Source organism: Lysinibacter sp. HNR, from assembly GCF_029760935.1.
GTDB lineage: Bacteria > Actinomycetota > Actinomycetes > Actinomycetales > Microbacteriaceae > HNR.
Genome location: NZ_CP121684.1, coordinates 2,717,396 through 2,739,563 on the forward strand (window position 1 = coordinate 2,717,396; position 22,168 = coordinate 2,739,563).

The 22,168-nt window shown below is 54.7% G+C and carries 15 protein-coding genes and 1 CRISPR repeat array; of the genes, 8 read left to right on the forward strand and 7 right to left on the reverse strand.

Features of this window, described 5'->3' with window-relative positions:
* Positions 1–457: 457 nt before the first annotated feature.
* From cas3 to cas6e, 6 genes are all read left to right on the forward strand, one after another.
* Positions 458–3,478: a CRISPR-associated helicase Cas3' gene (gene cas3 / locus FrondiHNR_RS12245; RefSeq protein WP_279353054.1), complete on the forward strand. Its 3,021-nt coding sequence runs from the start codon at positions 458–460 to the stop codon at positions 3,476–3,478.
* Positions 3,479–3,704: 226 nt separating this feature from the next.
* On the forward strand, positions 3,705–5,393 hold the full coding sequence (casA, locus tag FrondiHNR_RS12250) for a type I-E CRISPR-associated protein Cse1/CasA (protein ID WP_279353055.1): 1,689 nt from the start codon (positions 3,705–3,707) through the stop codon (positions 5,391–5,393).
* A complete protein-coding gene (gene casB / locus FrondiHNR_RS12255) occupies positions 5,386–6,009 on the forward strand; it encodes a type I-E CRISPR-associated protein Cse2/CasB (protein ID WP_279353056.1) in 624 nt (207 codons plus the stop codon). Before casA ends, casB begins: the two co-directional genes overlap by 8 nt.
* 37 nt (positions 6,010–6,046) lie before the next feature.
* Positions 6,047–7,219 (forward strand): type I-E CRISPR-associated protein Cas7/Cse4/CasC, encoded by a 1,173-nt coding sequence (gene cas7e / locus FrondiHNR_RS12260; RefSeq protein ID WP_279353057.1) that lies wholly within the window; start codon positions 6,047–6,049, stop codon positions 7,217–7,219.
* A complete protein-coding gene (cas5e, locus tag FrondiHNR_RS12265; protein ID WP_279353058.1) occupies positions 7,219–8,016 on the forward strand; it encodes a type I-E CRISPR-associated protein Cas5/CasD in 798 nt (265 codons plus the stop codon). The genes cas7e and cas5e overlap by 1 nt, the downstream gene beginning before the upstream one ends.
* The gene (gene cas6e, locus FrondiHNR_RS12270) at positions 8,017–8,748 is read left to right on the forward strand and encodes a type I-E CRISPR-associated protein Cas6/Cse3/CasE (protein WP_279353059.1); all 732 of its coding nucleotides are present in this window, start codon (positions 8,017–8,019) and stop codon (positions 8,746–8,748) included.
* Positions 8,749–8,962: 214 nt separating this feature from the next.
* Positions 8,963–10,396: direct repeats of the CRISPR family, unit length 28 nt; unit sequence ATCAGCCCCGCACACGCGAGGATCATCC.
* A 136-nt stretch (positions 10,397–10,532) separates the two neighbouring features.
* Here the strand turns inward: cas6e and FrondiHNR_RS12275 are convergent.
* The 4 genes from FrondiHNR_RS12275 to chvE form a co-directional block, all read right to left on the reverse strand.
* Positions 10,533–11,735, reverse strand: a complete 1,203-nt coding sequence (locus FrondiHNR_RS12275; protein ID WP_279353060.1) for an ROK family transcriptional regulator — start codon at positions 11,733–11,735, stop codon at positions 10,533–10,535.
* Positions 11,736–11,777: 42 nt separating this feature from the next.
* Positions 11,778–12,968: a multiple monosaccharide ABC transporter permease gene (gene mmsB, locus FrondiHNR_RS12280; RefSeq protein ID WP_279353061.1), complete on the reverse strand. Its 1,191-nt coding sequence runs from the start codon at positions 12,966–12,968 to the stop codon at positions 11,778–11,780.
* A 4-nt stretch (positions 12,969–12,972) separates the two neighbouring features.
* Entirely contained in the window at positions 12,973–14,505 is a 1,533-nt protein-coding gene (gene mmsA / locus FrondiHNR_RS12285) for a multiple monosaccharide ABC transporter ATP-binding protein (protein WP_279353062.1), read from the reverse strand.
* Between the two features lie 181 nt (positions 14,506–14,686).
* Positions 14,687–15,799: a multiple monosaccharide ABC transporter substrate-binding protein gene (gene chvE, locus FrondiHNR_RS12290; RefSeq protein ID WP_279353063.1), complete on the reverse strand. Its 1,113-nt coding sequence runs from the start codon at positions 15,797–15,799 to the stop codon at positions 14,687–14,689.
* A gap of 456 nt (positions 15,800–16,255) precedes the next feature.
* Between chvE and xylA the strand changes: the two genes are divergently transcribed.
* A complete protein-coding gene (xylA, locus tag FrondiHNR_RS12295) occupies positions 16,256–17,449 on the forward strand; it encodes a xylose isomerase (RefSeq protein WP_279353064.1) in 1,194 nt (397 codons plus the stop codon).
* Between the two features lie 150 nt (positions 17,450–17,599).
* On the opposite strand, the gene FrondiHNR_RS12300 is transcribed toward xylA, so the two are convergent.
* Positions 17,600–18,799, reverse strand: coding sequence for an ROK family transcriptional regulator (locus FrondiHNR_RS12300; RefSeq protein ID WP_279353065.1), 1,200 nt, complete (start codon positions 18,797–18,799; stop codon positions 17,600–17,602).
* 289 nt (positions 18,800–19,088) lie between these two features.
* Between FrondiHNR_RS12300 and FrondiHNR_RS12305 the strand changes: the two genes are divergently transcribed.
* Complete coding sequence (locus tag FrondiHNR_RS12305; RefSeq protein ID WP_279353066.1) at positions 19,089–20,384, forward strand: amino acid deaminase; 1,296 nt, start codon at positions 19,089–19,091, stop codon at positions 20,382–20,384.
* A gap of 9 nt (positions 20,385–20,393) precedes the next feature.
* Here FrondiHNR_RS12305 and FrondiHNR_RS12310 read toward each other — a convergent pair whose 3' ends face one another.
* Positions 20,394–21,302 (reverse strand): GntR family transcriptional regulator, encoded by a 909-nt coding sequence (locus FrondiHNR_RS12310; RefSeq protein WP_279353067.1) that lies wholly within the window; start codon positions 21,300–21,302, stop codon positions 20,394–20,396.
* A gap of 71 nt (positions 21,303–21,373) precedes the next feature.
* Positions 21,374–22,162, reverse strand: coding sequence for a 3-oxoacyl-ACP reductase (locus FrondiHNR_RS12315; protein ID WP_279353068.1), 789 nt, complete (start codon positions 22,160–22,162; stop codon positions 21,374–21,376).
* Between the last annotated feature and the right edge of the window lie 6 nt (positions 22,163–22,168).

Below are 22,168 nucleotides of genomic sequence, written 5' to 3' on the forward strand. Positions count from 1 at the left end.
GTCCGCGGCTGCCAGGCGGGAGCAGTCCACGACTGCGAGCCTGAGCAACCCAACCCTGCGGCGCGGTACTGAGAGCGACATCGTTGACTACAGCGATAGTTGCTGACGGGTTCGCGTCGCCCTGTCCGAGAGTTTACCGTGCTGTAACGCGACGAGTTCGTAGAAATCGGGCGCATACTTCGGGTTACCACGCGACTTCAACAGGTCGTGGTCATTTACCTTGCAATCGCTCGGCAGCAGCGCCTTGTTCCCTGTCTAGGCCAGTAATTGTAAGGGTCTACCCCGCGCATCGGGAATCACCCGTAAGGCATCATGTGCCCGACCCTGATTTGCTTGTCTGCCCGACTAGCGAGGGTTGCTCCGTCTCCCGGCAGTGGATGAGAGCGTGTTTAGGTTCAGCGTCAGTAGCTCCCATTAGGCTAACTTCAAAGCGATTTCTCAAAGAAAAGAGTTAGCTGTGATTCAGGATCCTGATGGTTATCTTGGTGCACTTTGGGCAAAGTCAAGCACAAAATATGGTTATCGTACTTTATTAATAGAGCATTTTTTCGATACAGCTGCTGTCGGCGAAAAGATCTGGGATGAATTTTTATCTGAGAGTTTCAAACAAGAATGTGAAAAAATTAGTGGCGGAAAAGGCCGAAGGTTTTTTGCATTCCTGTGTGGTGCTCACGATCTAGGCAAAGCAGCACCGGATTTCCAAGGCCGATACAATCACCCTCACCTAATTTCAGCAGTGCAGCAAACAGGGCTTAACTGGAACTTTACCCTCCAGACCAAGCCACAAAACGCTTTTGTTCGCCATACTGAACTTGGAGCAAGCGTCTTTTACGAATTAGCCACGTTAGCGGGCTGGTCCAAGAAATCAGCGGACTGGGTGTCAACGCAATTCCTCGGACATCACGGCACATTTACCCATTACCCTCAGGCTGAAAGTATTCGTGAAGCACTGGGAACAGACCCCAACTGGATTACCGCTAGAAACCAACTCGTCTCCGAATTCGTGCGAGCTCTAGGCGCGTCTTCGCTAGGAGAAATCTGCCCGGCTATCCCCTCTCCACGACCCGCGTTTCAATTAGCGCTCTCAGGTTTTATTGTGATGGCTGACTGGATCGCTTCAAGCAACCACTTCCCGGGATCACACTCTTTAAAAAATGTTTCTTTTAGCAATAGCCAGAATAAAGCGGCTCAAGCATGGGAGCTTTTTCAATTCCGCAAACGCTGGCAACCTCAACAAAACAGCAGTGATCCGGTTAGCAATTTCACCGAGCGCTTTGGTTTTGCTCCACGCCCATTTCAGACTGCGGCCCTCGAACATTGTCAATCAATGAAACAACCCGGCTTGCTCGTCATTGAGGCCCCAATGGGAGAGGGTAAAACAGAAGTCGCACTTGCCTGCGCCGAAATCTTTGCCGCACGTTTTGATCTCAACGGCATCTATGTTGGCATGCCCACCCAAGCAACAAGCGACCCCATGTTTTCTAGAATTCTGTCATGGCTGGGAACTCAGAGCACGTCGGTGGCGGTAGCGTTGCTTCACGGCAAACGCGAGTCAAACCCGGAGTGGGTCGCTCTCTCTCAAAAACTGAAAATTCAGCAGTTAATGAGCGGCGAACACCATGACGATGATTATAACCCTAGCCAAACCTCCACCCATGAAGAACACAAAAAGAACGCAACGCCGCTAATAGAAGAGGTGCAGCAGTGGTTCCTCGGACCAGAACGCGGTCTTTTTGCACCAATCACTGTCGGCACAATTGACCAGATGCTTCGGGGCGCAGTCCGCATGAGACGAGTTTCGCTCATCCATGCGGGACTCGCTAATAAAGTGGTAATCCTCGACGAAGTTCACGCCTACTCGATTTTCATGCAGACAATTTTATGTCGAATTCTTGCGTGGTTGGGAGATGCCGGCATTCCGGTTATCTTATTATCCGCCACCCTGCCACCCCACTTACGCTCTAACTTTATGAACGCCTACACGAGCGGAAGAAGAAAACCTCGATCCAATTCATTTCTGAGCCAGAAAAAGCACGCCGAGCTAAAAGCGTCTACTATTGAAGACTCCGCTGAAGGGTATCCGCTCATTTCTTCGATTGAATTAGATGCCCACGATCACTCTTCTACACTCTCTCATCACAGTCACCCAACACAGCAACTCCGCGTTGTCCTACGCCCTGACCAATCCCCTAGCTCACCACCCAATGTTGGTGCTTTACTGCAAGAAGTTCTGAGCGATGGAGGCCGCGCCCTGGTTATTTGCAACACGGTGGCACGGGCCCAGGGCGTCTACGACAGCCTACGGGGTTTATTTAACGACAAAGAGTGTTTTCTTTTGCACTCTCGCTTCACCGCGGGGCATCGAGCAGAAAAAAGCGAACAGGCTCTCAAAACCCTCGGGAAAAACAATCCTGCTTCAACCGCTCGATATATTTTAGTTGCGACCCAGGTTGCTGAACAAAGTTTTGATATCGATGTTGATGTTTTAATCACCGACCTTGCCCCCATCGACTTAATACTCCAACGAGTCGGTCGAATGCACCGTCACAGAAAACGAGACCCGTATCGACCCCAAAAACTGCGAACTCCCACCGTATACGTCACAGGTTATTCCACAAAAAATAGCACAAACCATTCCGCAATCGAGAGCAGTCTTTCCGATTCAGAGCCTGGAGTTCCCGCTTTTCCCTACGGTGTTGACAAAATCTATTCTGCACCAGTTATGATGCGCACACTACTTCAACTGCGAGAAGCCTCTCAGCACAATGACTTAGTTATCCCACGTGACATTCCCGCCCTTGTCGCAGATGCCTATAGCGGGTTGAAAGATTCATCCGCTGATTCTTGGTTGTCCTCTCAAAGGCTACCAACGCCGTGGAAAAAGGAATGCAGCAGCCTTAGAGAGACACGACAAAAAATTGATCAACTCTCCGCGGCACTCGCAGAAAATAATCTCATCCATGTGCCCTCCAAAGAAACCCTCATAGGCCTACACAGTAACTATGAGAACTTTGCGTCAGAAAGCGTGGTGGATTCTCTGGTTCGTGAGGGAGAGATGGCGGTTGAGGTGCACCTTTTAGTACGCAAAGAGAATGACCTCCTCACCCTCAATAACACTCCAGTGGTTAAAGACGGCACCGTAGTTGACGAACTTGCTGATAACCCTGATCTCATCGACGAGATCATTGCCGCGGGAATCCGCCTGCCCTCATGGCCATGCTATAAGTCATCGTTAGGCGCAAAACTCAACCGGGATTCGTGTGAATGCTCAGGCTGCAAGAACACCCAAGCTGCTTATGCAATTAGCCCACGCCTCGAATTTAGCGTTGCTCCACGCCTCAAAAATCTGCGTGTTATTGAGCTCGACCCGCAAGACTTGTCCTTCTCCATTGGCACCAAAAAGTTGAGGTACGACCCGGAGCGAGGTTTACAAGACATCACTCCGAGTCGCAGCAATCCCCGCAAAGTGCGGGGCTGACTATAACTTCCGTTCTCAAAGTTCCAATAAATACGGAAGATCTCTATGAAACAGAGCAACTCCAGTCTAGCCCGCTCCATCGCGAGAACATTAAATAAATTTTTAAGTTCCAATAAATAGTTGCTTTAAAAAATTTCCTCACTAAGCTAATGAATATTGATAGAAACCTTTTCGCTAAATCTTTAGGGCAAACCACTCAAACTCTTCGAATGAGAAGGAGAAGACTATGAATACAAATGGTCTCGCGGGAGCAGAGAGCTTCTCTTTAATAACTTCCCCGCTCATACCCGTCCACTACACGAACTGTGACCAGATAAACAACATTAGCTTGAAGCAGTTGCTGAGCGATGCACACCTGATCGAACGAATCGCCAAACCCGAAATGGAAGAAATCGCTCTGTTGCGACAAATTCTCCTCCCGCTTGTGATTGATATTTTGGGTAGTTTCAACACTGACGACGAATGGAAAGACCAGTGGAATATTGGGCATTTTGACAAGGTTGGGATTCGTGAGTATTTCACAGAGTGTGCTGATTTATTCTTTTTGTTTGATAAAGAAAAGCCCTTTGGTCAGGTTGCCGACTTAGAATCGACCAGCGAAAAAACTAAACCGTCTCAGGTTTTGCTTCCTTCACTTCCCAGCGGAAATAATGTTCCCTTATTTGTGCCGATTCACGACGGTCTCAGCGCAAAGCTCACACCCAGCGAGGCGTTTTTCTCATTGCTCATCACTCAGTCATGGGCAGTCGCTGGGATCGCCACCGGCATGAAGAACGACCCCCTCGTAAAAGCTGGCAAAACAACAGGAAACAGAATTCCCCCCACCGCTTCAATCGGTTTAGTCATCCCTTTAGGCAGAAACCTCTTCGAAACGATAATGCTTTCTCTCGTGGTAAGCGCTGGTGACTTGCCCGACTCAGACGATGCGCCCAGTTGGCGTTCCTCCAGTTCATCAACGGCAACGTGGAGCGAGCGCCCTGCCGTTGGCATACGTGACTACCTCAGCTATCCTTCACGTCGTATCCGATTGTTTCCAGAAATCACCGAAGGCGGAGCACTCATTGTCGAACGAGTGCTCCTCGGCGCTGGCGACCGCCTACCTTTTATTAACCCCAACTATGAACCACACGCAATGTGGCGGAAAAATAGCAGCAAAAGTAATACTCAAGTAACACATTTCCCCCTCCGGCACCGTTCTGATCGTGAGAGCTGGCAGGGGCTTGCCTCCCTTCTCGCTGTTTCTGAACGAAAAGAAACTGAGCTCATGACTACCTCGACTCTCCGCCAGATTGCCAGATTTCGCCAGACAGGAGTCATCGAGTCAACTTATCCGCTCAAGGTTCTGCTCCTTGGCGTTGAATACGGCACTCAAAACGCAGTAATTGAAAACCTAATTGTTGATGAAATTCCACTTCCGGTAACAGCTCTTGCTGAAGAAAGTGCAATACGAGAATTTCTCGAAAAGATTGTTCAGCAGTCCGAAAATGTACGGAACCACCTCAACCATTTACAAAAAAGAATCCTTGAGGCTTCAAAGACCAGGCAGGAGTGGGACAAAGGGTCTTGGGCGGGGGAACAGTTTATTCAATCCATAAGCGTTCAAGTCATGCGGATTCTTTCCATTCTCACAAATCGTCCAGAAAACATCAATGAGATACAAGAGATTTGGGCCGTTGGTGCTCGCAAGTTGGCTCTTGACGCCGGTAAAAAACTAATCGCAAAAGCTCTGCAATCGCCAACCGCCTGGCACACAGACAAGACGGATCACAACGGAAAGTCTAAGCTAACCCCCAACATCCCAATGGCCGATGTTTTCTTTAGAAGTGCCATCCACAAAGAATTCCCTCGCCCCCAAGAACTTCAAAGCACTGACACATATTCAATAACCGCAGCAGAAGGAGCCGACCATGTCTGAACAAACCGATAGTTCCGTCCACGATGGCGACCAGCCACAAAAAATGTGGAACAGATACTGGAAACAACATGCTCACCTCAAGGAGGGCATGGGCTTGGTTCCACCGGGTGAACACCTGGCGGCTCTCCGCAAGGGTGCCTACCGAGAGCCCTGGACAGTTCCTGATATGTGGCCTTTTCTCACAGAAGTTTCCTACAGTTCCAATGGGCTTGTTCCAGAACGCATAAAACGACAAGAATGGGCGGAGCACACCGCACTCGTTCTTTACGGTTTTCACCAACAGTCGCAGAGCGAATCAATGCACACCAACCAATACGGGCACTCTCTGGGTAGGGCCATGCGTCAACTATTTGATGTCGACAATGACCCAGACAATATTATGGACTCCGCGATGGGGCGAAGAGTACGAGAGCTCTTTTTCGCTACCAGTATGCCTCAGCTATTTCGACAGATTTTAACCTTCACCCAGCTTTTTACCGCCAGTGGGCAAAATCTCAAGCTCAATTACAACGTTCTATTCGATGACCTTGTGCAGTGGCAGCAGCCTAATAAAAGAGACTCGGTTCGATCAAGATGGGGTCGAGACTTTTACGCCACACCAGCTAAATCCAAATAACCAAGCAGTAATCAACTCACCACAGAAAGAAATAATCATGAACAACGTCTATATCGATATCCATACAATTCATACCGTTCCTCCCAGCAATATGAATCGTGATGACACCGGCAACCCCAAAGAAGCAGTCTATGGTGGCGTAAATCGGGCCCGCGTCTCGTCCCAGTCAAAAAAACGAGCAACTCGCACCTACTTCGCTGAGGGCCGGGTCGATACAGAAAAAGACGCAACTCGCACCAGACGGCTTCCCAAGGTGGTGCAAGAACGTCTTGTGTCCCTACTCGAAATGGAGCCTGAAGCGTCTAAAAAACTTGCTGACCTCATCATCAACACTCTTAAAAATCAAAAAGCAAAACCACTTAAAAGAGACCCAAAAGATAACGACCAGCTCACCTACGCTTTTTTCTACGGCCAATCACAAATCGATTCCTGGATTAACAACCATAAAGATTCGCTTCTTGACTACGCTAAAAATGGGAACTTAGAGGGCGATAAAGGGCAGGCAGAGTTTGATAAACAATTCCGTTTTGAAGATGCTTTTACCACGGGGCACCCTGCTCACGTAGCCCTTTTTGGTCGGATGATAGCAGATATACCGAATCTCAATGTTGATGCCGCCGTCCAAGTGGCACACTCACTTTCAACGCATGCAGTTCAAAATCAATTTGATTACTTCACCGCGGTTGATGACCAAAACACGAACGAAGAAACCGGTTCTAGCATGATTGGCAGCGTTGCATTCAACTCAGCAACCCTATACAACTTCGCAAGTATCTCTCTCCAAGACTTGCGCGAGAACCTGGACGGCGATCTCAACGCAACCAAATCATCCATCCTCAAATTCATCGAATCATTCGCAAAAAGCATGCCCAGCGGACACCGAAATTCCTTCGCTCACAGCACCCGCCCCAGTTTGGTCACTGTAATAATTCGAAGCGACCAGCCGGTTAACTTCGTGAACGCTTTTGAGGAGCCCGTGCCAACACAGACCAAAGAGGGAATGGAGTCAATTTCGATCCAAAAGTTAGCACAAGAAATTAATCAAGAATCAAACCGCTGGGGAGATAAGCCAATCGCCACAATCTCAACCTATAAAGAACACGACGCCCACGCTTTCGAACTCACTGAGGCGTTTGGAGAGTCGCTGACTTTTCCGAAATTTCTTGAGGAAATCGATAACACACTAGACGCACAGCTCGGAGGCCACTGATGTCCCAGCAACACAATCCGATACTCGTGTTGCGTCTCCGAGGGCCGCTGCAATCCTGGGGAATTTCGAGCCAGTTCAATCGACGCACCACAGAAAACGTGCCTTCGAAATCAGGAATTATTGGTCTGTTAGCCGCGGCCGAAGGACGTCAACGAACAGCTTCGATTGATGACCTTCTCGAGCTAAAAATTGGCGTCAGAATCGATGCCCCTGGAACTCAGCTTCGCGACTATCACACGGTGGCAAACTTTGACGGAAGCAATCTATTGATCTCTGACGTCAACGCCCAGGGGCACCAAAAGCGGGGAGACAGCAAAAAACAAACTCTCGTTACAAAACGCTACTACCTGCAGGACGCCGAGTTTATTGTTGCGATTCAGGGCAACGAGCAGCTGATGGAAAAGTTGGCCTACGCGGTAGAACACCCCAGGTTTCCCCTTGCCCTCGGACGGCGCTCCTGCATCCCAACCGGAAGGCTACTCGAATGCAACGAGAACGGGCAAAAACTGTGGCGAGGAATGTCGCTAAGAGAAGCGTTATCCGCGGTTAACTGGCGCAAAAAACCGGGTGTTTCTGAACCCTACCGACTCCCCGTAATTCTTGATGAATCTAGCGATTCCATTAAAGACGGGATGCTCGATTCAATTACAGACGTTCCGGTTTCATTTGATCCACATAAACGCGGCTTCACATCACGAACAGTACGACATATTTGGGTAACGCCACCCGGATTATCACCCGAAGCCGAAAAGAATCGCATGATGTCTGACCCATTCTCACTATTAGGAGCAGAATAAGTGTCTTACCTATCAAAAGTATTTATCAATCCTCGGCGTAAAGCTGGGCTACGCTACATTTCAAACCCTCAAGCCACTCATGCCGCAATTATGCAGGCATTCCCACCGGAGACCGAGATTGGCCGCCCCCTGTGGAGACTTGAAAAAGAAGGCACAAGAGCTCATCTTTTGGTTTTGAGCAACTTACGACCAGACTGGTCACACATCACAGAAGAAGCCGGGTGGGGAGACGCTGAAGGTGCACAAGCGAAAATAGCGAGCTACCAGCCCCTTATCGATTTAATTTCTCGCGGTCGAGAGTTTCACTTTAAAACAACGGTAAACCCCGTACACAGCACCACAAGCCCCCAGGGCAAATACGCTAAAGAAGCTGCCACCAAAACAGCGCTAAACACTCCTGAAGGCAAGCGCCCAAGGGGAACCGTTGTTCCCCATAAAACGGTGGCCCATCAGACAAAATGGTTTCAAGACCGAGTTGAAAGATGGGGTTTTGAATTATCACCGTTGAACTCAAACACAAGTTCTCCCGCAGGCAAAGCGTTTACCCTGACTAACAGAAACGTACTCAAATTCAAGCACACAAAAGGGTCTCAAATAACCCTGAACACGGCCACGTTTGAGGGGTTAATCCGCATTTCCGACCCAGAGGTTGCACTCAACTCACTACTAAACGGAGTTGGTCAAGGCAAAGCCTACGGTTGTGGTTTAATCACGCTGACTGAACCTCAATGATTGATCTCTTCACCATTGAAGAAGGTACCCATTGAATTGGCTTTCAAGGCCGAACCTAACCCATAAATTACAAAAGTCATACGAAATAAGGTGAATTTTATATCTACAAAATAATCATAAGCAAAAACAAAAATACTATTTGCATACATGCAGGACGGAGTTTGAAAGTAACAAAAAACCCAACTTAATCATTTTAAATACCTGATCAGGAAGTATCAGCCCCGCACACGCGAGGATCATCCTCTGCTTTGGACACCGGCAGCGGAGTACCCGACATCAGCCCCGCACACGCGAGGATCATCCCATACTGCCGCACAGCAGTACCGGGTCAACAAGATCAGCCCCGCACACGCGAGGATCATCCCATGCCCTCCCACTTGAGCGTCACGTCGCCCCGATCAGCCCCGCACACGCGAGGATCATCCATTCGGGCGGAAAATTCTTTCCACACCTCACCCGATCAGCCCCGCACACGCGAGGATCATCCACTGGGTGGCGTGGTTGGCCCTGCCGCGCGCGGGATCAGCCCCGCACACGCGAGGATCATCCGCTCCCCGCACGTCTTGACAGGCAAGCCGAGGTATCAGCCCCGCACACGCGAGGATCATCCCACTCTTGCGGGGAGATGACAAAACCCCCTGGAATCAGCCCCGCACACGCGAGGATCATCCACGCGTCACGACCGGCCACCCCCTCGGTGGTGCAATCAGCCCCGCACACGCGAGGATCATCCGTAGCACTATCAAATCAAGTGCAGCCCGTAGTAATCAGCCCCGCACACGCGAGGATCATCCGACCACGAAATGACCTGAATGCATGGCCCGGTAATCAGCCCCGCACACGCGAGGATCATCCCAATGAAGGTAAGAGCAATCATAAAACCCGGGCATCAGCCCCGCACACGCGAGGATCATCCCGGTCTGTTTGCCGTCGGTGATGATCAGGACGTATCAGCCCCGCACACGCGAGGATCATCCCGTCGCGCGGCTATCCACGCACCCGCACCCGTCATCAGCCCCGCACACGCGAGGATCATCCCGCGCAGCGCTCATCGAGGCGCTAGACGGGATCATCAGCCCCGCACACGCGAGGATCATCCGGATACGCAATGGGATATAACCCCGCTACTACCATCAGCCCCGCACACGCGAGGATCATCCGGCGCGCGCCTCAGCTCTACTGCCAGAGAGTCCATCAGCCCCGCACACGCGAGGATCATCCTTTGTGGATGAGGGCGTTTCTATCGTGGGTGATATCAGCCCCGCACACGCGAGGATCATCCCATTTTGTGGCGTTGACCTTTTTCCACACCGCTATCAGCCCCGCACACGCGAGGATCATCCGGCGATGCAGCGCGGCTTCCTCAAAAACTCCGCATCAGCCCCGCACACGCGAGGATCATCCCTCATAGCGACCATCCCGGTCAATCCGAATCGTATCAGCCCCGCACACGCGAGGATCATCCGAGAATTTACTGGATACTGATCCGTCCCGGTACATCAGCCCCGCACACGCGAGGATCATCCGACGTCCCCTTTGCCTGTGGGCCGCTAATTTCGGTCAGCCCTGCACACGCGAGGATCATCCCGACACCTCGCGGTTACAGATAGCATCTCCCGAGTCAGCCCCGCACACGCGAGGACCTTCGCACCCGAACGCTAAACCCCCTACACAAGATATCGTCTGCCCCATGTAGCGGAGACCATCCATTATTGTCATGGCTCAGAACATCACCGCTAAGGACGCCCGTCCACGTAGCCAGGCGCCCACCACCGCACACCAAGCTACCGGGCAACCCCGGCAGGATCGGAGAGCAGCCCCGCAAAGGCAAGCTCAGCCGCCCCCACCAGCATGAGCCGCGAGCGCAGCTCGGAGCGTTCAATGCGGACCTCGTGTCCCACACTGCTGAGGGAGCGCACGCTCACCGCCTGAGCTAGACGTTCGCGCCCCACGGTGAGGAGCGACCCGAGAAAGCCGCCTAGCACGACCAGTTCGGGGTCGAACATGTTCACAAAATTTGAGATCCCCTCGGAGAGCAGGTCGATCTGTCGGCCAACCTCGTCGAGGACGCGCGGGTCTTGTGAGACCCCAAGGGCAACGTCGAGTTCGTCCTGGTCTACACGAGACAGGCTGAGCACGTTGAGAAGACGCTGCAGGTTAACCTCGGTTTCGAGGCATCCGACGCGTCCACAGTAGCATTTTTCTCCCCGACTGTTGACGAGGGTGTGGCCGAGTTCTCCAGCGTATCCGCTGGTTCCTCGCAGGGGCGATCCACCGATGATGAGGCCTCCACCCACTCCACTCGCGCTTCCGTTGAGGTAGACCATATCACCCACTCCCCGGCCCACGCCAAAGAGGCTCTCAGCCATGGCGCCCAGGCTTGCGTCGTTACCCGCGTACACCGGGTATTCCAGGGCAGCCGCCAGCGACTCCGCGAACTTTGCGTTCTTCCACTTGAGGTGGGGCGCGATAAGCACCCGCCCGTCGGCAGAGTTGACGAGTCCCGGTATGGCAACCCCCACCCCGGCGATGCTGTAGCCGGAGTCAATTTCGCCGCGCATACTCGTCACGATTGCCTGCACCGCATTGACAGCCTCTTTTACCGTGGGGACCCGCATAGTGTCAAAGCGGATGCGCCTGATCACCTGGCCGCCGAGCCCCACGAGTCCCACGTTGATGGCATCGATGTCGGGGTTGACGGCGATGGCGGCAACGCGGGGAGAGGGAATAACGTGAAGGCTTGGCCTCCCCACCCTTTTTTCGCCCGAGGGGTCTTCGCTCTCGTAGGCGAGTCCTAGGGCGGCAAGCTCTGTGACCAGGGCACCTATTGTGGAGCGGGTGAGACCCGTGCGTTTTGTGAGTTCAGCTCGGGAGCATCCTCCCGCGTGATGCAGTAGCCGCATCACCATAGAGAGGTTGTGGCGACGAAGCTGGTCGTTGTTTGTTCCGCCGCGGGTTCCGAGGTGAGGTGGCGCAGTGACGTGCATGCCCACCGTCCTCTCGATTAGTGATGATCCCTGGTGTTAAACCTACCTGCCTCCGGCGCGACGCTTGTTGAATATGTCAAACGCAACGGCAAGAAGAAGGACAAGCCCCTTGATTGCCATCTGCCAGGCGGCATCCACCGACAGAATCGACAGACCCATATTAAGCACACCCATGACCAAACCACCAATGACGGCCCCGACCACGGTTCCCACGCCACCCTGCACGGCGGCGCCTCCGATGAACACGGCGGCGATGGCGTCTAGCTCGTAGTTTTGTCCGGCGGAGGCTACGGCCCCTCCCGCGCGGGCGGTGGCCACAACACCGGCCACGGCCGCTAGGACTCCCATGTTTACGAAGATAAAGAAGTCAACCCACCGGGTTTTAACGCCGCTCATGATGGCGGCAAACCGGTTGCCACCCATTGCGTATACGTGGCGACCAAAGACGCTGCGGTTCAGGATAAAGGTGTAGAGCAGGATGATCACCGCAAGAACGATGAGGATGAGCGGAGTTCCGTTGTACCCGCTGAGCAGCCACGCAAACCACACGATTGCTGCGGCGGCAATTCCGTTCTTTGCCCAGAAGGAGCCGAGTGCTTCGCGGGGAAGTTCAAGTCGGGCCTGGGTGGCTCGTGACTTGAGCTGGGTAATGATGAGCGCGGCGGCCGCCAGCACACCCAGCACCAGGGTGAGGGTATCGCGTCCTCCCATTTCCCCCAGGTAGCCGGGCAGCCATCCCGCACCGATGGCGGTAAAGTCGGCGGGTAGTCCGCTGATGGTTCCGCCCGTGAGTAGCACGAGCGTGAGACCGCGGAAGATGAGCATGCCGGCCAGGGTAACGATAAACGCCGGTATCCCCACAAACGCCACCCAGAAGCCCTGCCACGCACCGATCAGCGCGCCGACAACGATGGCCAAGAGGATAGCCACCCACCAGGGAAGTCCCCACTGATTCATACTGATCGCCGCAACCGCACCGACCAGGGCAACAACCGACCCCACCGAGAGGTCAATGTGCCCGGCAATAATCACGATGACCATACCCACGGCCAGGATCAAAACATAGGCGTTCTGCTGGATGAGGTTGTTCACGTTTCCCGGCATCAGGAGTCTGCCATTGGTGAGGATCTGGAACAGAATGATGATGATTGCCAGCGCGGCCAGGATGCCGTACTGGCGCAGGTTGAGAGAAAATTTGGGAATTCTGCGTTTGGCAGGTGTTGTGGTGCTCATCGATTTAGGCCTTTCCTGCGGTCATAAAGTGCATAAGTTTTTCTTGTGAGGCTTCTTCGCGGGGCACCTCGCCCGTGATGAGGCCCTCGGATATGGCGTAGATGCGATCGGAGAGGCCCAGCAGCTCGGGAAGCTCCGAGGAGATCACCACGATGGCTTTGCCCTGAGCCGCCAGCTCGTTGATGATTCCGTAAATCTCATATTTGGCTCCGACGTCGATTCCACGAGTGGGCTCATCAAGGATGAGGATGTCCGGACCGCTAAAGATCCACTTCGACAACACAACCTTCTGCTGGTTTCCGCCCGAGAGCTTTCCAGTAATCGCCGAGACGCTCGGAGCTTTGATGTTCATCTTGTGTCGGTATGACTCCGCAACCTTATATTCGCGATAACGATCAATCACTCCCCACCTGGAGAGCTGACCCAGCGCGGCCGCGGACACGTTCACGGTGATGTCACCAATCAGGTTGAGCCCGTATCGCTTGCGATCCTCGGTGGCGTAGGCAAAGCCGTTGCGAATCGCCTCTTCCACCGTGCGGTTGTGTATGAGCTCCCCATTTTTGTAGATGCTTCCGGAGATGTTTGTTCCGTATGAACGCCCAAAAAGACTCATCGCCAATTCGGTACGCCCCGCGCCCATCAGACCGGCAAAACCCACAATTTCGCCCGCACGCACGGAGAAGGATGCCCCGTCGACAACTTTACGCGCGGTATCAACCGGGTGGTGGACGGTCCAGTCGACCACCCGCAACACCTCTTCGCCGATGTGGGGTTCACGCGGCGGAAATAGGTTGTTCAGGTCGCGGCCAACCATGGAGCGGATGATCCGCGACTCGGTCACCTCGTCTCGTCGCATATCCATTGTTTCGATGCTCTTACCGTCACGAATCACGGTCACAGCATCGGCAATCTGTTTAATCTCTTTAAGCTTGTGCGAAATGATAATGCAGGTGATTCCCTGGCCACGCAGGTGTTCAATGAGGCTCAGTAGGTGTGCGGAGTCCTCGTCATTGAGCGCGGCGGTTGGCTCATCGAGAATGAGAAGCTTCACCTCTTTGGAGAGGGCCTTTGCGATCTCTACCAGCTGCTGCTTACCCACCCCCAACTCGAGGATCTTGGTGGCGGGATTCTCTTCCAGACCCACCCGAGCGAGAAGAAGCGCAGCCTCACGATTGGTGGTGTTCCAATCGATGATGCCGCGCTTGGCTTTTTCGTTTCCGAGAAAAATATTCTCCGCGATCGAGAGGTGAGGGCTCAGGGCCAGTTCCTGATGAATAATGACGATGCCGTCGTGTTCGCTATCGTTAATGCTTTTATAGGCAACCGGTTTGCCCTCAAACTCGATGATGCCCTCAAAGCTGCCCGCGGGGTAGACCCCGCTGAGTACCTTCATCAGGGTTGACTTTCCCGCCCCGTTTTCTCCGCATATAGCGTGAACCTGTCCCCGGGTGACGTCGAGCGATACGCCGTCAAGCGCTTTCACTCCCGAAAAGTCCTTCACAATGTTTTTCATCGTGAGGATCGTTGACTTTTCCATGACTGCTTCCTCATCATGTGCGTGGTATGGAATTAGGTGCGCTGCGGCGGGCACTCGGCGTCAACAGGCCTGTCAGCGATTTTGCCAAGAAACTCGCCAGCCAGTTCCGTCAAGTTTGTCAAGAGTCGGCCTGGGTGCGCGGGTCTGCCGGGGTGTGGCCCCGGCAGACCTATGGTGCGGTTTAGAGCCCCACGTCGGAGGCCGAGACAAATCCCGAATCAACAAGTTTGGTCTTGACGTCCTCTTTCACAACAACCTCGGGAGTGATGAGGAACGAGGGAACAATCTTTTCACCGTTGTTATAGGTTGTGGTGTCGTTAACCTCAACCTCTTCTCCCGAGGCGATCTGCTTAATCATGGTGAAGACACGGTCTCCCAGCGTACGGGTGTCTTTCCACACCGTCATGGACTGTTCGCCATCGAGGATGGCCTTTACATTGGCCTTGTCGGCATCCTGTCCGGTGAGGATGGGGTAGTCATCTCCCGGCTTGTACCCGGCCGATTTGAGCGAGGCAATAATTCCAATTGCCAGGCTGTCGTTGGGAGAAAGAACAACGTCCACTTTTTTACCGCCGCCGTAGAAGGAGGAGATGCGGTTATCCATCTCGGATTGTGCCCTATCTGAGGCCCAATTTTGAATTCCAATCGAGGCCCAGGCGTCGTTTGAGCTGGGCGCCTTGCCGCTGGGAACAGTGAGAGTACCTTTCTGAACGTAGGGCAGCAGAACGTCCCAGGCTCCCGAGAAGAAGAATTTGGCGTTGTTGTCGTCCGGGCTTCCGGCAAACGGTTCGAGATTAAAAGTTTCGGTGGTCGAGGCGAGCTGTAGTTGATCCTCAATGAATTTGCCCTGTAGCTCACCCACCTTGTAGTTATCGAAGGTGGCGTAGTAGTCAACGTCTTCCGTGCCGTTAATGAGTCGGTCATAGGCGATAACGGTTGCGTCTTGTTTTTTGGCCTCGGCGAGCACGGGAGACAGCACCTCACCGTCGATAGCGGCAACCACAAGGATGTTTGAGCCGCCCGCCACCTGGTTTTGGATCTGGCTGATTTGCTGGTCGGTTTTATTGTCCGCGTATTGCAGATCAACCGTGCATCCGGCGTCCTTGAGCGATTTTTGCAGTTGCTCACCGTCATTGATCCAGCGTTCAAGACTACGTGTGGGCATTGAAATTCCCACGTTGCAATTCTCGATAGTTGCGGTTCCCTCACCTCCCCCGCCGTTTGAACACGAAACGAGCGAAGCGGCCAACGCCGTCGCCGCTAAAAGGGAGAGTGCGGTGGTTGTTCGGGACATGTGTAGTTGCTTTCCTCTCTGAATGCGCCGGTTGCACGTAAGGACTGAGCGTGTACAGGTTTACCTCACGGGGGGAATTACTGCCGAAGCAGGTCTCAAGGTCTTCCGTCTTATTTTCGATCCACGATACTTCCTCGTGGTGACTGGCTCGAAAATACGCATTCCTCAACTACCGGAACGATATTTGTTACTGGGGAGAACATATCACAGAAACATGTCAGAAGCCATGGAAGTATAAGATAAAACGGAATATAAGTCCCCGAAATAACGATTTATTTTGAATTAAAATAGCTGATCAAAGATATAAACTACTATTGCTTAGCCACACATAAATCACCCTACTTTAATTGCTCACTCGGGTGAGAAATTTAATTGGAGTGGTATTTTCGCGTGATTTCTGTAATATGTTTATGGAAACAACAAATTCATCAACGACGCTGACAGGAATGATGACTCATGAGACTCACCCCCACCCGCGCAGACAAATTCTCCTTTGGCCTGTGGACAGTCGGATACAACGGAGCCGACCCTTTTGGTGGCCCCACCCGCGCCCCTCTTGATGTGGTACACGCCGTAGAAAAGCTCAACGAGCTCGGAGCCTACGGCATCACCTTTCACGACGATGACCTCTTTGCCTTCGGGTCGTCCGAAGCCGAGCGCCAAAAACAAATCAACAGACTCACCCAGGCCCTCTCGGACACCGGGCTTGTGGTCCCCATGGTCACCACAAACCTGTTCAGCGCCCCCGTTTTCAAAGACGGAGGGTTCACCTCCAACGACCGGGCCGTGCGCCGCTTTGCCCTGCGCAAGGTGCTGCGCAACATCGATCTGGCTGCGGAACTCGGAGCATCCACCTTTGTGATGTGGGGCGGGCGCGAGGGAGCCGAGTACGACTCCGCAAAAGATGTTCGCGCGGCACTCGACCGCTACCGCGAAGCCATCAACCTTCTGGGGCAATACGTTATCGATAAGGGATACAACCTCCGCTTTGCAATCGAGCCAAAACCAAACGAGCCGCGCGGCGATATCCTTCTCCCCACACTGGGTCACGCACTAGCCTTCATCACAACCCTGGAACACCCCGACCTCGTGGGAGTCAACCCCGAGGTGGGACACGAGCAGATGGCTGGGCTCAACTTTACGGCGGGGATTGCCCAAGCGCTTCACCAGGGCAAGCTCTACCACATCGACCTCAACGGCCAGCGGGGCATCAAATACGATCAAGACCTGGTATTTGGACACGGCGACCTGCACAACGCATTCTCCCTGGTAGATCTACTCGAAAATGGAGCACCCGGCGGCGGGCCAGCCTACGACGGGCCCCGCCACTTCGACTACAAGCCCTCACGCACAGAAGACGAAACGGGGGTGTGGGCTTCAGCCGCCGCCAATATGCGCACCTACCTGCTGCTCAAGGAGCGGGCAGCCGCATTCCGCGCAGACCCCGAGGTGCAGGAAGCCCTTCTCGCGGCTCGGGTGAACGAGCTCAGCACAACCACGCTCGACACGAACGAGAGCTACCACGATCTCCTCGCGGATCGCAGCTCATACGAAGACTTTGACCCGACGGCCTACTTTAACGGCAGAGGTTTTGGTTTTGTCAGGCTCCAGCAGCTCGCCCTCGAACACCTGCTCGGCGCCCGAGGATAGCACGCAACACTCCAGGTTTCCTCAGGAACCACAGCCTCTATTCGGCTGACAATACACAGCGCATCCGGGGTAAGCCCTATCCGAACGAAACACACCGGATCAGGCGAACACCCCGGGTGCGCTGAAGCGTGTGCGGGTTAGTGAAACACACTAACCCGCCGAAACCCGCACCCTTTTGCACAGCTGCTCTCGAAGCTCGGCCAGGAGGAAATAGTAGGCTCCTCGCAAAACGGGGTGCCCCTGCACAGAGGTAGCCACGATATCTGGAGTTCCCCACCGAGTGGTTACGGATATCCGATCACGCACCCCCTGCGCAAGCAGGTCGCCACCCAAGTGAGCGGTGGGTCCACCCAAAACGATTCTTTCGGGATCAAGCAGTGCAAGAATCGGGATAACTCCATGGGTAATCTGCGGGATCAGATCCCCCACTATCAGCTCCCGCGCAGCCTCATTACCCGAGCTTCCCGCGGTGCGAAGCAGATCAAAATAGGTCTCACCACTTAAGCCGTTCTCTCGTGCAATGCTCGCCACGGCAAGACCTCCGAGGAGAGACTGCATATCGATCGCCCCGGGATTATCAAACGCCGCTATGCGAGGAACCGGCAGGTATCCGATTTCCCCCGCCCCGCCCGCTGCCCCGCGCTGAATCTCGCCACCGGCATAAACGGCAACCCCCAGGCCCTGACCCAACCAGAAAAGCACAAAACTTTCAGTGCCGCGCACCGCACCCTCGGAGCGCTCTGCGATGGCCGCCAGGTTAACATCATTCTCGATATACACCCTGCAGCCCAACTCAGCCTCGATCAAGCTGCGCGCCCCCTGGGCAGGCCATCCCTCAAAGGTATTGGCAAAGTGCAGGGTGTCGCTCCGGGCATTAACCGAGCCCTGCACCCCGAGACACACCGCCGATACCGCGTTACGGCCAATCTGGGCAAGATCACACGCCGCCTCAATCGCGGCCTTTACCTCCGCTACCGCATCACGGCTCACCCTACGCGACGGAGCCGGAATCTCCGCGACAGGATATTCACTTCCAATAGCATCTACCACGGTGGACCGGATAAATTCGGGTCCCATGTCAACGGCAACCCCCTTCACCAGATCATTATTTACCGCGTGAAGCACAGCGTTGGGCCCGCGTCCGCCCACAGCTTTTCCCGTCACATGCACCAGATCGGCACTTTTCAAACGGGTAACAATCTGAGAAGCGGTGGGCTTTGAGAGCCCTGAGAGTTCACTAATCTGGTTGCGGGAGAGTATCCCGTGGGCAAAGAGAAGCTCGAGCACCATTCGGTCGTTACGAACCGCAAGCCACTGTGGAGTACCCGGAAGAGCGGTCGCCAGGGGCAAACTCCTCTCCTTGTTACTCGCACCTAACCCGGTCGACATCATCAAAAGCCTCCTAGCTCATGAATGAATTTGCTGCACATTCAACAAATTACGTCCCCCGTGGCCTATCTTACTGCGGAAATTGCCCTTTCCCCGCCTCGAGACTCCCCCGCTGCCGGGCTCCACTACCCAGAAGTGGAGAGCACCCCGCACGGCGACACTCAGCAAATAGTGCCGTAATCGCAACACACTAACTTCGCCCATAAGGCTAAAGTTAAGGAACACCTAATCTATATTTTGAAGGAGCGTCGTGCCCCCCACAGCCCTCGGACCCCAGCATAAATCGCTACCTCCCCGGTTGTGGGGCAGCTCTCTCGATAACCTCGGCGAGGCCGCAACTCACGTATCCCAGTGGCAAACCCCGCTGCTCACCCTCGATCAGCGAGCGCTTAACCACAATGTGGCCACCTACTTTCACTGGCTGCACGAGCGGAAACTGCTGCTCGCCCCCCACGGTAAAACAACCATGTCCCCCACCCTGTGGCATCAGCTTTTAGACGCCGGAGCCTGGGGCATTACCTTCTCCACAGCCTGGCAGGTGGAGATTGCCCGACACAACGGTGTTCGCCGAATCATGCTCGCAAACTCCCTGCTCGACCCCGTGGGCCTCACCTGGATATCGCGCGAACTCGACGCTAATCCCAGCCTAGAAATCATCGCGTGGGTAGACAGCGTTGCCAGCGCTCAACGCATGGAAGAGGTACTCTCCCCGCTCAATATTGCACGGCGAATACCCCTCATCGCAGAGCTCGGGGCCGCGGGCGGAAGAACCGGCGCACGAAACCCCGCAGATGCCCTGGCCCTAGCCGAATACGTGGCCGACTCCTCCGTTCTCACGCTTGCGGGAGTGGGCGGATACGAGGGAATACTCGCACAGGATCGCAGCCCCGAAGGCCTCTCTCGGGTGCGCAATTACCTGGAGGCTCTTGCGGGACTCCTCAGCGACACCATCGCCGAGGGCATGTACACCCGACACCCAATTCTCACCGCCGGAGGAAGCGCCTACTTCGATCTGGTAGCGGATGCCACTTCCCATCTCACCGACCAGGCCGATGTGGTCCTTCGATCGGGAGCGTTTCAAATTCACGATGACGGATTCTACAGCAGAGTCAGTCCGCTGCGAGACGTCTCCGGCGAAGAGGTCTCGGTGGCGGGTTCTCTCGGGGAAGAACACTTTATCCCAGGGATGCACGGCTGGGCCCGGGTGGTGTCGCGACCCGAACCGGGACTCGCCCTGCTCGACGCGGGCAGGCGCGATTTTCCCTACGACTACGACCTGCCGGAGGCTCAGCTCATCATGGGTGCCAGCCCCGCAGAAAGTGCAGAGGCTCTGGCGGGTTCAGAGGTTTTTGCAATCAACGATCAGCATCTCTATTTGCGGCTAGGCCCGAACGCAACGGAGCACACGCTTCCGGTTGGCTCCGTCGTGCGGTTTGGGCTCAGCCATCCGTGTACAGCGATGGATAAGTGGCGGCTAGTACCCATCGTCGCCGACGCCACACAGGACGACCCCCTGGTCATTTCGGCGGTCGAGACCTGGTTTTAAAGCCCTAATCTACTTCCCATAAAAGCCGTGGATAAGAGCGGCAGTTCCCTCCAGATGCTCGCACATGGCACGATAAGCCAGTTCCTGGTTTCCCGAGAGAATCGCAAGAGCAATCGCTTCGTGCTGCTCATTAGAGTGGCGGATGTTGGGGGCGATCAGGGGTAGCCCGTCAAGAAGATTATTGGCGAGTGTTCGCGCCCGAGCGAGGGGGGTGATGATGGAGGGCACAGCCGCAAGCTCAGCAATAAAGAGGTGAAAGCGGGAATCGAGACGCCGATAATCCTCCGGCCCTGCCCGCTGGGATTCGGTGAGGATGTGCCAGAGCTGTGCCCGTTCCGATGCGCTCAACGAACGGGTGGCCGCGATTCGAGCGGCACCCGTTTCGAGGATGAATCGGGTACCGAGAGCATCAGCAATGTCATCGGTTGAGAGCGCTGGGGCGCTGTCGCTTGGTGCCCGCAATTCTGGGGGTAGCTGTTCCGCAACAAAGGTTCCCCCTCCGCGTCCGCGACGCGAAACTAGGTAGCCAGATTCGGAGAGGGTACCCAGGGCATCACGGAGGGTATCGCGGCTCACCCCCAGGCGGCGGGCAAAGTCTCTCTCCGGCGGGAGTTGTTCACCGGGCGAGACCACCCCGAGGTGAATCATTTGTAAAAGGCGCTGCAGGGTGTCTTCAAAAGCGTTGGGGCTTCGGGTGGGGCGGTCCCGCTGTTCTTTGCCAATCAGCGATGTTCCCTGAACGGGGTGCTCCACACCCTGAGCAGCGAGAAGGGCACCGAGCAGCGGGTTTCCACCCTCGAGGCCTGGGACTGCCGGCACCCCGGAGGATCCCAGTGCGGACACCTCGGGCGCGGGTACCGTGAGCGGGGCGGTCGCGGCGTTGAGCCAGTCGTCTGTGCCCTCGTTTTTACCCGTCATGCGCAGCCCTCATAAATATCCACACAGTTGATCGTACTCATATCCGGTAGTGCACACGGAACGCAAAACTCCTAGACCGGAGTGACGTAGGCCGCGCTGATACCGCCATCAACCAGGAAGGTGCTGGCGTTCACAAAAGAGGCGTCGTCGCTCGCAAGAAAGGCAACCGCAGCCGCTATTTCTTCGGGCTCCGCAAAGCGTCCGCGCGGAACGTGCACGAGTCGGCGCTGAGCTCGTTCGGGGTCGGAGGCAAATAGTTCCTGAAGAAGCGGGGTATTAACCGGCCCCGGGCAGAGGGCGTTTACCCGGATGCCCTGGCGGGCAAATTGCACACCCAGCTCGCGACTCAGGGCCAAAACTCCCCCCTTCGAGGCGGTGTAGGAGATCTGGCTAGTGGCCGAGCCCAGGACCGCAACAAACGAGGCCGTATTAATAATGGAGCCGCTACCCCGAACGCTCATGTGACGCAGAGCGGCCCGGCAGCAAAGATACACGCTCGTGAGATTCACATCCTGCACACGCTGCCAGGCGGGAAGCTCGGTGGTTTCGATCGAGTCGTCGTCGGGCGGCGCAATTCCGGCGTTGTTAAACGCAATGTCTACCCTGCCGTACTGCGTCGCCACCGTGTCAAAAAGGTGATCCACCTGGTCCTGCTGCGTGACGTCCACGCGCATAAAAACGCCACCCACCTCCTGGGCAGCTTGCGTTCCAGCTGTAGCATCCATATCGGCGATCACAACGGTGGCACCCTCCGCCGCAAATCTTCGCGCGGTGGCCAGGCCAATGCCACCTCCACCACCGGTGATGATGGCGATCTTGTGAGCGAGGCGCTGAGTGAGGTCTAGGAGTGAAACAGTCATGAGAAT